Source organism: Aquicoccus sp. SU-CL01552, assembly GCF_040365005.1.
GTDB lineage: Bacteria > Pseudomonadota > Alphaproteobacteria > Rhodobacterales > Rhodobacteraceae > Antarcticimicrobium.
The window spans coordinates 222,414-235,029 of record NZ_BAABWV010000004.1; the positions used below are offsets into that span (position 1 = coordinate 222,414).

Here is a 12,616-nt window from a genome sequence, read left to right on the forward strand (position 1 = left end):
CGGGCGAGTCCGCCGTGCATCACCCTGCCCCGGTCTCCTCTCCGCCCAGGGCGGCCAGAAGGTCCATTGCGGTCACCTGGTCGAAGGAAACGTGGGCGGCCATTGCCGCCTCGGCCTCGTCGCACTTGCCATCAAGGATCAGAGTGGCGATCTCGCGGTGCTCCTGCGCCGATGAGGCAATCGTCTCGGGATAGCGGTAGCGCGCCCGGTAATACGCCATCAGTTTGCGCGCGTTGTTCTTGACCAGTTCGAGGAGGATCGGGTTCCCGGCCCCCACCGCCACCGCACCGTGGAACTGGAGGTTCAGCCGGTAATAACCGATCGGATCGCTGTCCCCCTTGTCGCGGGCGTGCGCCTCGCAGGACTGAACCGCCCGTTCCAATTCCTGGGCCTGAAGCGGCGACATCCGCCGGGCGGCCAGGCCGGCCGCCTGCCCCTCCAGCTTGGCGTGCACCTCTATGATTGCCAGCAGTTCCTCGAGCGTCGGCTTGAACAACATGGCTCCCTTGCGCGGCATCCGTTTGATCAAGCCCGCGGTCTCAAGCTGGATCAGCGCCTCGCGCACCGGCGTGCGCGACACCCCATGCGCCGCCATCAATTGCGTCTTCTCCAGCACGTCACCGGGATTCAACCGCCCGGCGTCCATGTCCTCCAGCACCGCATTGAGAATGTGTTCCGTCTGTCCGGCCATGCCGCCCCCCTTCGTGTCCGGCGCAGGGTAAAACTCCGGGCGCTTACGCGCAATTCGCGACCTCCCGTCACATCGTCGCAACCCAAGGACGAAGAAGGCGCATGGAAACCCGCGTTCTATGCTCGCCCCGGTCGGGCCAGATCGGCGCCGGCAGATCCAAGACACGAAAGACCAACAGACAAAGGAACAGGAGATGTGCGATCTAAGCCGGATCAACGCGGTCAAGGACAGGATGTTTTCACGCCGCGGTTTCCTGATCGGCAGCGGCCGCCCCGCCCGCATCCTTGCGATGGTGTGACATGGGGACTGTTCATCTTTTGACCGATGAAAAGGCCAGCACCGAAGCGCTTGCCGTCTTCGACGAGATTCGCGCGTTGCGTGGCACCGACTACGTCAACAATTTCTGGCGTGCACTGGCCCATGATCCGGCCCTGCTGCGCGCCACTTGGGAGCGGCTGAAACCGGTGATGGCACCCGGCGCGCTGGATCCGCTGGTCAAGGAAATGCTCTATGTCGCGGTCTCGATCATCAACAACTGCGACTATTGCATCCACTCTCACACCGCCGCCGCGCGCGCCAAGGGGATGACTCCCGAGATGTACGGCGAGCTTTGGGCGGTGGTCGGCATGGCGAGCCAGACCAACGCGCTGGCCAACGGCATGAAGGTGCCGGTGGACGACATGTTCAAGGCATGACGCCGCCGCCGGGCGAACGCGGAGCCGAACGGCCCGGCGTTGCGCCCGGCGCATAGCGGATGTGCGCCCGGGCCTCTGGCTGATGCTGCAGGTGCAGCATAGTTTGAAGCCAACCGGGGAAACCCACGCATTCGCAGGATCAGACAGATGGCCTTTATCACCTCCGCCGCCGCAGCAACCCCGTTGCCGCGCCTTGCCTTTCCCTTCAAGTCCCTGTTCGGCGCCATTTTCGACGACAGCCTGTCACGCGGCCGCCAGATCATCGCGCTTTCCAAGCTCAGCAACGAAGAACTGGCCGATCGCGGGCTGCGCCGGGGCGATATCGCGCGCCATGTGGCGCATGACGATTACTGGCGCTAAGGCGCTTGCCGACCCACGATGCACGGCCCTGCCAATCGGCGGGGCCGTTTCCGTTTGTGCTGATGCATTTTCGGGCAGTCTGCTTACGCTGCATTGCAGCAAACGCAAGACGGGTATGTAGAGTCCCCCCCTACTCATGTCAGCATAGTTGACCAATTATAAGGGCACGGGGGGCCGAAACGAGCAACATTCTAAGAGGGTCCAGAAATGGCACATATCTCGACACAACCGACCGCCGGTTTCTCCATTCTTCGTCCGCTTTCCGCGATTGGCCACGGCCTGATGGCATGGATGGAACGGATCGCGGTCGCCAACTCGCGCCTGGATGAAATCCATCATCTGCAGTCGCTGAGCGATGCCGAACTGGCCGAGCGCGGTATCGAACGCGAGCGCATCGTCTATCACGTCTTTGCCGACCGCATCGGCATCTGATCGCGCCTGCGCGACCTCCCAAACCTGACAGAACCGGGGCGGGCACCGCCCCGGTCTGACCGTGGCTCACTCGGGCCACAGACGTGAGACCACCGGCCGAAACCGCCTGCGCAGGGCCGGATCGGAAACAGTCGACTCAAGCAAGGCCAGCGCCGCCTCACGGCTGTGCACATCGGCCCGCCGCATGGCGGCAAGCAGCCCGATCAAGGCAGGGTTGCCACAGATCCCTTCCACGTATCTCCAAACCGGCACATCGCCCGCCCCCGCCGGTTCCGGCGTCAGGCCACAGCGTTGGTCGGGCGGCAGATCACGCCACAGCAGCATCGCCAGGTCTGACAACATGCCGGGATCGCTCAGCAAATCGCCCGCGCGAGCGGAGAGATCGACGCTGTCCACAGCAGGGGCGGTCAGCGTGGCCTCGCCGCCCCAGCCCGCGCGCAAGGCTGACCCGTATAATCTCTGCGCCAGTTGCATGCTCCAATCCCGGTCCGACGCATAAAGCGTGATCCGTTTTGCTAGTGGATGCAGGTCAGGCAGGAGGTCGGTGAACCGTTCCGCGTCCATGTCGGGCACAGCAAAGATCACCTGGTCGAACCGGGGCGGATCGTCTACCCCCTGGCGCAGGGCGATCCGCTCCAGCGCGCCCGCCAAAGCCTGCGCGCCCATCCCGCGCGCCAGAAGATGCAGCCGGGGCCGGTCGGGAAGATCCGACAACAGCGCAAGCAGGCGGTCGAGATCGCGCGCAGCGGCGCCGGCGGCGGCGCTGTCGGCCATGTAGTCGAGCGAGGAGGCACTTGCCGGCCAGGAGAACAGGACCGGCAGATCGACCCCGCCAAGCGCCCGCGTCAGCAGCGCCGTCCGGCGCGCTGCCTGCTCGAACCCGGTGGCGGCGTCGGGGATGTAGACCAGGACGCTTTGGGGCGCGGCCTCGGTCATGTCGCGCGCCCACGCCCTCCCGTCCATTGGGTGGACCTGCCGCAGTTTCGAGATATCCACCGGGCCGGGAGAGGCCGGAAGGGTGACAGAGGCCCGGCCAAAACTCAGGTCGCCGCGCCCGTCGTCAAAGTATCGCGCCGCGTCAGGCTCGCCGCTGGGTGCACGGGTGGTGGCGTAGTAGATTGTATTTTCAGTAAAAACCCCCTCCGAAAGCGGTCCGGTCAGGTCCGGTGCATCCTCGCCCAGCGCCTCGGAGAGCTGCGCGATTTGCCGGTCCGTTTCCGCGAGGACGCCCTGCCCGGCACCGCCGGCGCGCTGCTCGTCGTACATCGCCAACAAGGTATCGCGCGCCATTTCATCCTGCGCAGTGTCCCGCAACAGGGCCACGGCCCGGGCAAATTCAGGTAAAGGGTCGATGCCGAGGAAATCGCGGTATTGCACCGCGAAACCGGCAAGCCGGGCGCGGATCTGGGCGGCCTGTGCGGCCTGCCCGCCCTCGACCAGGAGGTCGGCGGCCAGATCGTAAAGGTCGTGGATCACGCGCGGATCGGCATCCTCGCCCTGCTCCATAGCATCCAGCGTCGCGCCGATCCGGTCGAGCGCAGCGTCCGGGTCGGCCGAGGCGAGATAGGGCAGCGTCGCGAAGCCGTCGAGAGTCTGGCCGTGACCCATCGGGGCAAACACGGCCCAGAGCACGACAACACAAAGCGGGAGCGGAACAAGGCGGAACATGGTGCCGATCCTTTCACTGTGACGGTGGTGCGGCCAGCCCGAAATCAGGGAATTTCGGCCCCGGATCGTACGATCCGCATCCGAGGGACTTCGATGGGCGGGTTTCCGTCATTTGAGCTTGTCCCGTTGCGCCGAACTCCCCAGAACTGGGTATGCAACGCGAGGGGGAGGACTGCGGCTTATGTTACGGAAAATCTGATGATAACGATTTCTCGTTACATTTCACTTGCCTCGAATCATCTCGGATCGTATTACCCGACCAATCGGTCACCTATTTGAACTCGAAAGACTGGAGAACCGAACGCATGGACGCTTTCATCTGTGACGCGCAACGCACCCCGATCGGGCGCTATGGCGGAGCGCTGTCCCAAGTCCGCACCGACGACCTGGCCGCGATCCCGATTACCGCCCTGATGGAGCGGAACCCGCAGGTCGATTGGGCCAGCCTCGATGACGTCATCTACGGCGATGCCAACCAGGCCGGCGAAGACAACCGCAACGTCGCGCGCATGGCGGCCCTGCTGGCCGGTCTGCCGGTCGAGGTGCCGGGCACCACGGTAAACCGGCTCTGTGCCAGTGGCATGGACGCGGTCGGCATGGCCGCCCGGGCGATCCGCGCCGGTGATTTCGACATGGCGATTGCCGGCGGCGTCGAGAGCATGAGCCGTGCGCCCTTCGTCATGCCCAAGGCGACCAGTGCATTCAGCCGCGCCAACGCGGTCTATGACACCACCATCGGCTGGCGGTTCCCGAACCCCAAGATGAAGGCGCAGTACGGCATCGATTCGATGCCCGAGACCGCCGACAACGTCGCCGCTGATTACAGTATCAGCCGCGAGGACCAGGACGCCTTTGCCGCCCGCAGCCAGGCCCGCTGGGCCGCCGCGCATGAGGCTGGCGTCTTTGCCGAGGAGATCACCCCGGTCACCATCCCGCAGCGCAAGGGTGAGCCACTCGTGGTCGACACCGACGAACATCCGCGTCCGGGCACCGATGCGGCAAAACTGGCCAAGCTGCGCGGCGTCAACGGTCCCGATCTGAGCGTGACCGCCGGCAATGCCAGCGGCGTCAACGACGGCGCGGCGGCGCTGCTGCTGGCCAACGAGGCGACGGCGGCCAAGAACGGCCTGACGCCGATTGCCCGCGTGGTGGCGATGGCCGCCGCCGGGGTTGAGCCGCGCGTGATGGGCATCGGGCCGGTTCCCGCCAGCCGCAAGGTGCTGGCACGGGCGGGACTCACCATCGAGCAGATGGATGTGATAGAGTTGAACGAGGCCTTTGCCAGCCAGGGCCTTGCCACCCTGCGCGAGCTGGGCGTGGCCGACGACGCGGCGCATGTGAACCCGAACGGCGGTGCCATCGCCATCGGTCACCCGCTGGGGATGTCGGGGGCACGGCTGGTGCTGACGGCGGCCTATCAGTTGAAACGCACGGGCGGGCGCTATGCGCTGTGCACCATGTGCGTCGGAGTTGGACAGGGCGCCGCCCTGATCCTTGAACGCGTGTAACCCGGGAGGAGAGCCCAGATGTATGCACAGATGATCAAGAGCGCCGGAACCGGTGTCAAATCCCCCGAGGAGATGACGCCGGAGGAACGCAAGTTCCAGGCGCATGTGGACGCGAACGAAAAGGTCGAGCCCAAGGACTGGATGCCCGACGATTATCGCGCCACGCTGATCCGGCAGATTGGTCAGCATGCGCATTCGGAAATCGTCGGCCAGTTGCCCGAGGGCAACTGGATCACCCGCGCCCCCACGCTGGAGCGCAAGGCGATCCTGCTGGCCAAGGTGCAGGATGAGGCGGGCCACGGCCTGTACCTCTACTGCGCCGCCGAAACGCTGGGCATTTCCCGCGATGAGCTGACCGAGGATCTGCTGTCGGGCAAGATGAAGTATTCCTCGATCTTCAACTACCCGACCCTGAACTGGGCCGATATCGGCGCGGTGGGCTGGCTGGTCGACGGCGCCGCGATCATGAACCAGGTGCCGCTGCAGCGGACATCCTACGGGCCGTATTCCCGCGCGATGATCCGCATCTGCAAGGAGGAATCGTTCCACCAGCGGCAGGGCTATGACATCATGATGAAGATGGCCCAGGGCACCGAGGCCCAGAAACGGATGGCGCAGGACGCGCTGAACCGGCTGTGGTTCCCGTCGCTGATGATGTTCGGCCCCTCGGACAAGGAATCGGTGCACAGCGCGCAGTCGATGGCGTGGAAGATCAAGATCAACACCAACGACGAGCTGCGCCAGAAATTCGTCGACCAGACCGTGCCGCAGGCCGAGTACCTTGGGCTGACCATTCCCGACGAGACCCTCAAGTGGAACGAGGAGCGCGGGCACTACGATTTCGCCGAGCCCGATTGGGGCGAGTTCTTTGACGTGCTCAAGGGCAACGGCCCGTGCAACACGGACCGGCTGACCGCGCGTCAGAAGGCCTGGAACGACGGCAAATGGGTGCGCGACGCGATGATGGCCCATGCCCGCAAGAAGGCCGCCGCCAAGGTCGCGGCCGAATAACAGATCACGGACCGGACCGGCGGTCACCCGCCGCCGGAGCAAGGCCCAGTTTCCGGCGCGGCGCAAGGCCGGCCGGTGCCAGGAGGAGACCCCCATGAAGAACGAATGGCCCCTTTGGGAAGTATTTATCCGCGGACAGCACGGCATGTCGCACCGCCATGTCGGCAGCCTGCACGCGCCCGATGCCGAGATGGCAATCAAGAACGCGCGCGACGTCTATACCCGCCGCAACGAGGGCGTGAGCATCTGGGTGGTCGAGGCCAAGCATATCGCCGCCTCGTCGCCCAGCGACAAGGGCCCGCTCTACGAGCCGAGCGAATCCAAGGTCTATCGCCACCCGACGTTTTTCGACATCCCCGAGGAAGTGGGGGCGATGTGATGAGCGGCAAGGTGACATCGGGCGACGCGGCCCTGTTCGAATTCCTGTGCCGGCTGGGGGACAACACCCTGGTTCTGGGCCACCGGGTCAGCGAATGGTGCGGCCATTCGCCGGTGCTGGAAGAGGATATCGCGCTGGCCAACACCGCGCTAGACCTGATCGGCCAGACCCAGCTCTGGCTCGGGCTGGCGGGCGAGGTCGAGGGTGAAGGCCGCGATGCGGATGCGCTCGCCTTTCTGCGCGACGCCTGGGATTTCCGCAACGTCCTGATGACCGAGGTGCCCAACGGGGATTTCGGCCGCACCCTGATGCGGCAGTTCCTGTTCGACGCCTGGCATTCGATCTATCTGGGGCGGCTGCTGAAAAGCAGCGACAAGCGGGTGGCGGATATCGCCGAGAAGGCCAGCAAGGAAGTGGCCTATCACCTGGAACGCTCGGCTGACACGGTGGTGGCGCTGGGCGACGGCACCGAGGAAAGCCACCGGCGGATGGAAGAGGCGCTGGCCTATCTCTGGCCCTATGTCGGCGAGATGTTCGCCAGCGACGCGGTCGACGCGGCGATGGTCAAGGCCGGGATCGCCCCCGATCCGGCCAGCCTGCGCGACGAGTATGACGCGCTGGTGGGCCGCATCCTGGCCGATGCGACGCTGCAGATGCCCGAGGGCCGGTTCGCCCACAAGGGCGGACGTGACGGGCGCATGCATACCGAGCACCTGGGCCATATCCTGACCCAGATGCAGTGGTTGCAGCGGGCCTATCCCGGCGCCAGCTGGTAAGACCGATGACACATCCAAGCGTTGAACAGGTCTGGGATTGGCTCTCTGCCGTCCCGGATCCCGAGATCCCTGTGATCTCGCTCACCGATCTGGGCATCATCCGCGACGTCGCCTGGGAGGACGACAGGCTGGTCGTGACCGTCACGCCGACCTATTCGGGCTGCCCCGCCACCTCGATCATCAACCTCGATATCGAGACCGCCCTGCGCGGCCACGGCATCGAGAAGATCGAGTTGAAGCGGCAGTTGTCGCCGGCCTGGACCACCGATTGGCTGAGCGACGCGGGCCGCGCCAAGCTGGAGGCGTTCGGCATCGCGCCGCCCCAGCCCGCCGGCGGCCCCGACCGCTGCCCGCATTGCGGGTCCGAGAACGTCGAGAAGGTCAGCCAGTTCGGCTCGACCCCGTGCAAGGCCACATGGCGCTGCAAGGACTGTCTCGAACCCTTTGATTATTTCAAGTGCATCTGAGGAGAAGCAGATGGCGCGTTTCCACGATCTGACCGTGACCGATATCCACAAGACCATCCGCGACGCGGTGGTGGTCACGCTGAAACCGCAAGAGGGCGACGAGGACGCCTTTGATTTCATCCAGGGTCAATACCTGACCTTTCGCCACGACTTCGACGGAGAGGAGCTGCGCCGCAGTTACTCGATCTGCGCCGGCAAGGATGACGGCATCCTGCAGGTGGGGATCAAGCGGGTCGATGGCGGCGCGTTTTCCACCTGGGCCAACGAAGAGTTGAAGGTGGGTGACAAGGTGCAGGCGATGGCGCCGATGGGCACCTTTCACACCGCGATCGACGCGGGCGCCGAGCGCAATTACCTGGGCTTTGCCGGTGGCTCGGGCATCACCCCGGTGCTGTCGATCCTCAAGACCACCCTCTCGCGCGAGCCGAAATCGAGTTTCACGCTGGTCTATGCCAACAAGGGCGTGAACACGATCATGTTCCGCGAGGAACTGGAGGATCTCAAGAACCTCTACATGGGGCGGCTGAACATCATCCACGTCCTTGAGACCGACACCCAGGAGATCGACCTGTTCACCGGGCTGGTGACGGAAGAGAAATGCGGCGAGCTGTTCAAGCGCTGGATCGATATCGAAAACGTCGACACCGCCTTTATCTGCGGGCCGGAGCCGATGATGCTGGGCATCGCGGCAGCGCTGCGGGCGCATGGGCTGGACGACGGGCAGATCAAGTTCGAGCTGTTCGCCAGCGCCCAGCCCGGGCGGCTCAAGCGCAAGGCGGTGAGCAAGGACGCGGCCAGCGGTGCCAACCAGACCACGGCGGCGATCACGCTGGACGGGGCGACCCAGACCATCACCATGGGCAAGGACACCTCGATTCTCGACGCGGCGCTGGAGAACGCGATGGACGCACCCTATGCCTGCAAGGCAGGGGTCTGTTCGACCTGCCGCTGCCGGGTGATCGAGGGCGAGGTCGAGATGGTCGCCAACCATGCGCTGGAGGATTACGAGGTGGAAAAGGGCTATATACTGTCGTGCCAGTCCTTCCCGCTCACCGATACCGTCACGGTCGATTACGACCAGTAAGGGGGGGCTGACCATGGCCGAAGACATGAGCATCGAGAGCTACCTGGCCCAGGGTGGGGTTCTGACCAACCCGGCCAACGTGCCTGCACGCTATCGCGCCGAACTGATGAAGCTGATGGCGACCTTTGTCGACAGCGAGTTGGCGGGCGCCGCCGGGTTCGCCGACATCATCAACGCAGGGCCAAGCATCAAGGAGCGGATCGCCGCCGCCAAGATCGTGCTGGAAAAGACCGACAACGCCGACCGGGTGCTGCGTATCATGGGCGATTTCGGTGCCGATACCGAACGCTATGCCAACCACCACCCCTGGACCGCGCGGCTGGAGCGGGGTGCCGATATCGGCACCGCGCGCACCGAGCGGGACATGCGGCTGGCTGTCTTCAACTATCCGCTGGAGGGCTGGGCCGACGCGGTGGTGATGAACCTGCTGATGGGCCGCGCGGTGGCGGTACAGATGGCGGAATTCTCGATGGTCTCGTACCAGCCGCTGGCCGAGGCGTTCCGCGCCATCGCGCCAGTCGAGGCACGGCACGCCGAACTCGCCGAGGAAGGCGTGATCAAGCTGCTGGAGCGCGGCGAGGACGGGTTGCAGGGCAGCGTCGATTACTGGTGGCCTCGGGTCGCGGCGAGCTTTGGCTCGACCACCTCGACCAAATCCGAGAGCCTCAAGGCGATGGGGCTGCGCCGCGCGACCAACGCCGAATGGAAGGCCCGCTGGGAGGCCGAGGCCGGTGCCGTGCTGAAACGGCTGGGGCTGACGGTTCCGGCATAACGGATACCAGACTTCGAATAATGGAACAGCCCGGCCCCGCGCCGGGCTGTTTTCTTGTGTCGGCACCGGCAACGGGCCTGCGACGGATCCCGATGCGACGTCTTCGCACCCGTGGGGCCGCACCCCCGTTGTCCGACCCGCGAAGGTCGTCTCAGACGGCGCCGGTATATTCGCCGCGCGCCGGATAGTCCTTTTCGATCGCGAAATCGACGGCTTTGACCAGTTCCGAGAAGTGCGGGCGGACGAAGGGCATGGTCTGGATCGAACCGTAATAAAGCGTCTGCTCCGGCGTCACCAGAAACAGGCCGGGCTCGGAGAACAGGGCCGGTTCCTCGATCCCGATGGAGGTCTTGCCGCGCGCGGTGGAGATATAGAGCCCCCATTCCTTTGCCTTGGCCAGCGACAGGTCATAGCCGAATCGCAGCGTTTTTGCGCCGATCTTGTCCGCCATGGCGCGGGTCCGCTCTTCGCCGTCGGAACTGACCGCGATGGTGTTGACGCCACGGGCGGCGAAATCGTCGACGCGCATCTGGAATTCGCTCAGGTAATTGGCGCAGATCGGGCAATGAAGACCGCGGTAGAAGCAAATCACCGTTCCGCGCTCGGATACCTCGGAGGACAGATCAAAGGCGCCGTGATCCAGTGTCGGCAGGGACAGGTCGGGGGTCTTCTTGCGGGGGATGAGCATGGATTACCTCTTGTTGGATTGCGTAATCGGGGTGTATTGCAGATATTGTTATCACGAAAATCCAATTAATCTGACCGAAACACCGAAATGCCCCGTGCCGACCGACTGACCACCCTGATCTCGCGCTTTACGCTGAAGGTGCATCCGGCGCCCTTGGGCGAGGCGACGCTGGTGGTGTTGGCCGGTGCCGATGAAAGCCCCAGCAAGGCGGTGTTCCAGCCGCGCCGCTGCGGGTTCGACATTGCGTCGGACCGGGTTCTGGTCGCGGCCCGGGTCGATTGGGGCGGGATCTCCAACCCGCTGGTCTCGGCCCTGCCGCCGGTGATCGAGGTGGACATGACCCGGGACGCCGAGACCCTGGCACTGGCCCGGTTGATGAAGTCCGAGATCGAGGCGCAACGTTGCGGCGCGGCCTCGGTGGTGAACCGGCTGGGCGAGGTCCTGGTGGTGCGCATTCTGCGCGGGCAGATCGAGGCGGGCTCGACCCGGCCCGGCGTGCTGGCCGGGCTGTCGGACCCCCGGCTGAGCCGGGCCATCGTGGCGATCCATGACCGGCCCGGGCACAGTTGGCGCAACGAGGACCTGGCGGATATCGCGGGCCTGTCGCGCAGCCGCTTTGCCGATATGTTCCTGACCGCCGTCGGCGAGCCGCCCGCCGCCTATCTGCGCAAGTGGCGCCTGACGCTGGCCCGGCAGGACGTGGAAAAGGGCCACCGGGTCGACGCGATTGCCCGCCGCTACGGCTATGGTTCGCCCGAGGGGTTCACCCGGGCCTTCCGCAAGCAGTTCGGCACGCAGCCGATTGCGCTTCGGCCCAAGCCTGCCGCGTGATCGGGGCGCTTGCGCGCCCAACACCATCGCAAAACCAGATAGCAAACATCAGAAAGTTTCAGTTTTTCAGCTGGCCCCACTGCGTCACACTCATTTGTGAAGCCAAGGGAGGGCCACCATGAAACTGTCGTTCTTTACGATGCCGATACACCCGCTGGGCAAGCCGTTTGCACAAAGCCTGGCCGAAGACCGCGAAGCGTTCATCCTGGCCGACAAGCTGGGCTACGCCGAAGCCTATTGCGGCGAGCACACCACCGACCAGGCGGAGATCATCACATCCTGCGTGGCGTTCCTGGCCAGCCTCGCCTATGAGACCAAGAACATCCGCCTAGGCACCGGCACCGTGAACATGCCCAACTCGCACCCGGCGCGGATCGCGGCCGAGGTCGCGATGCTGGATCACATGCTGGAAGGGCGGCTGAATTTCGGCATCTCGCCCGGCGGGCTGATGTCGGACGCCGAGATCTTCGGCTCGATGGACAAGGATCGCAACGCGATGTTCGTCGAATGCATCGACATGGTTCTTGATATCTGGGCCGGACAGGCGCCCTACAACCTCAAGGGCGAATACTGGGAAATCTCGACCGAGCGCACCATGATGCGCGACATCGGCCAGGGCGACATCATGAAGCCCTATCAGGACCCGCATCCGCCCATCGTCGGCACCGCCGTGGCGCCGTTCTCGAAGGGCGTCAGCGCGATGGCCGAGCGCGGCTGGCAGCCGATCTCGGGCAACTTCCTTCTGCCGAAATGGGCCGCGACCCATTGGCCGAAATATGTCGAGGGCTGCGAAAAGGCGGGCATCGTCCCCGACTATGCCGACTGGCGCGTCGCCAAGAACATCTGCGTCGCCGACGACATGGAGACCGCGCGGGCCTATGCGCGCGATCCGGGCAGCCCCTATGTGCTGTATTACTCGCAATTGCTGACCAAGATGCGCAAGGGCGGGCGGCTGAACCTCTTCAAGGAGGATCAGAACATGCCCGACGACGATGTGACGCTGGATTACGTGCTCGATCGCCTTGTGATCCATGGCGATGCGCAATCGGTGGCCGACCAGATCCTTGCCCTGCGCGAAGAGACCGGACCGTTCAAGCACCTGGTCTATGCCGGTCATGACTGGACCGACTATGACCTGGGCCGCAAGAGCATGATCCTGATGGCCGAAGAGGTGATGCCGATCCTGACGGACGCCACCAAGGCGGAACCCACCGCCGCCGCCGCCTGACGGCCCCACGGGCGCGGCGTGGCCCG

Annotated in this window: 15 protein-coding genes; 12 read left to right on the plus strand and 3 right to left on the minus strand. The window is 64.8% G+C overall.

Translation table 11 applies throughout. The features are described from left to right. Positions 1-19: 19 nt before the first annotated feature. Positions 20-691, minus strand: coding sequence for a GntR family transcriptional regulator (locus ABWV23_RS06780; RefSeq protein ID WP_353346269.1), 672 nt, complete (start codon positions 689-691; stop codon positions 20-22). A 299-nt stretch (positions 692-990) separates the two neighbouring features. Here ABWV23_RS06780 and ABWV23_RS06785 point away from each other — a divergent pair, with 299 nt between their 5' ends. From ABWV23_RS06785 to ABWV23_RS06795, 3 genes are all read left to right on the plus strand, one after another. Next, entirely contained in the window at positions 991-1,386 is a 396-nt protein-coding gene (locus ABWV23_RS06785) for a carboxymuconolactone decarboxylase family protein (RefSeq protein ID WP_353346271.1), read from the plus strand. 147 nt (positions 1,387-1,533) lie between these two features. After that, a complete protein-coding gene (locus tag ABWV23_RS06790; protein WP_353346273.1) occupies positions 1,534-1,746 on the plus strand; it encodes a YjiS-like domain-containing protein in 213 nt (70 codons plus the stop codon). Between the two features lie 207 nt (positions 1,747-1,953). Next, positions 1,954-2,178: a hypothetical protein gene (locus ABWV23_RS06795; RefSeq protein ID WP_353346275.1), complete on the plus strand. Its 225-nt coding sequence runs from the start codon at positions 1,954-1,956 to the stop codon at positions 2,176-2,178. 66 nt (positions 2,179-2,244) lie between these two features. Here ABWV23_RS06795 and ABWV23_RS06800 read toward each other — a convergent pair whose 3' ends face one another. Continuing rightward, positions 2,245-3,846, minus strand: a complete 1,602-nt coding sequence (locus tag ABWV23_RS06800) for an alpha/beta hydrolase (RefSeq protein WP_353346277.1) — start codon at positions 3,844-3,846, stop codon at positions 2,245-2,247. 305 nt (positions 3,847-4,151) lie between these two features. Between ABWV23_RS06800 and pcaF the strand changes: the two genes are divergently transcribed. The 7 genes from pcaF (at position 4,152) to ABWV23_RS06835 (ending at position 9,843) form a co-directional block, all read left to right on the plus strand. After that, on the plus strand, positions 4,152-5,354 hold the full coding sequence (pcaF, locus tag ABWV23_RS06805; RefSeq protein ID WP_353346279.1) for a 3-oxoadipyl-CoA thiolase: 1,203 nt from the start codon (positions 4,152-4,154) through the stop codon (positions 5,352-5,354). A gap of 18 nt (positions 5,355-5,372) precedes the next feature. Next, on the plus strand, positions 5,373-6,365 hold the full coding sequence (gene paaA, locus ABWV23_RS06810) for a 1,2-phenylacetyl-CoA epoxidase subunit PaaA (RefSeq protein ID WP_353346281.1): 993 nt from the start codon (positions 5,373-5,375) through the stop codon (positions 6,363-6,365). A gap of 94 nt (positions 6,366-6,459) precedes the next feature. After that, entirely contained in the window at positions 6,460-6,744 is a 285-nt protein-coding gene (gene paaB, locus ABWV23_RS06815; RefSeq protein WP_300246021.1) for a 1,2-phenylacetyl-CoA epoxidase subunit PaaB, read from the plus strand. Then, positions 6,744-7,520, plus strand: a complete 777-nt coding sequence (gene paaC / locus ABWV23_RS06820) for a 1,2-phenylacetyl-CoA epoxidase subunit PaaC (protein WP_353346284.1) — start codon at positions 6,744-6,746, stop codon at positions 7,518-7,520. Before paaB ends, paaC begins: the two co-directional genes overlap by 1 nt. Before the next feature lie 5 nt (positions 7,521-7,525). Further along, a complete protein-coding gene (paaD, locus tag ABWV23_RS06825) occupies positions 7,526-7,987 on the plus strand; it encodes a 1,2-phenylacetyl-CoA epoxidase subunit PaaD (RefSeq protein WP_353346286.1) in 462 nt (153 codons plus the stop codon). A gap of 10 nt (positions 7,988-7,997) precedes the next feature. Further along, positions 7,998-9,071 carry a 2Fe-2S iron-sulfur cluster-binding protein gene (locus tag ABWV23_RS06830; protein WP_353346288.1) on the plus strand — a complete coding sequence of 358 codons (1,074 nt, stop codon included), beginning with the start codon at positions 7,998-8,000 and terminating at the stop codon, positions 9,069-9,071. Positions 9,072-9,084: 13 nt separating this feature from the next. Next, positions 9,085-9,843 (plus strand): Phenylacetic acid catabolic protein, encoded by a 759-nt coding sequence (locus tag ABWV23_RS06835; RefSeq protein WP_353346290.1) that lies wholly within the window; start codon positions 9,085-9,087, stop codon positions 9,841-9,843. A 151-nt stretch (positions 9,844-9,994) separates the two neighbouring features. Here ABWV23_RS06835 and ABWV23_RS06840 read toward each other — a convergent pair whose 3' ends face one another. Beyond that, a complete protein-coding gene (locus ABWV23_RS06840) occupies positions 9,995-10,531 on the minus strand; it encodes a peroxiredoxin-like family protein (RefSeq protein ID WP_353346292.1) in 537 nt (178 codons plus the stop codon). Positions 10,532-10,618: 87 nt separating this feature from the next. On the opposite strand from ABWV23_RS06840, the gene ABWV23_RS06845 reads away from it, so the two are divergent. Together ABWV23_RS06845 and ABWV23_RS06850 are read left to right on the plus strand one after the other, a co-directional pair. After that, positions 10,619-11,362 carry a helix-turn-helix domain-containing protein gene (locus ABWV23_RS06845; RefSeq protein WP_353346294.1) on the plus strand — a complete coding sequence of 248 codons (744 nt, stop codon included), beginning with the start codon at positions 10,619-10,621 and terminating at the stop codon, positions 11,360-11,362. A gap of 118 nt (positions 11,363-11,480) precedes the next feature. Next, entirely contained in the window at positions 11,481-12,590 is a 1,110-nt protein-coding gene (locus ABWV23_RS06850; protein WP_353346296.1) for an LLM class flavin-dependent oxidoreductase, read from the plus strand. The last annotated feature ends 26 nt before the right edge of the window (positions 12,591-12,616 follow it).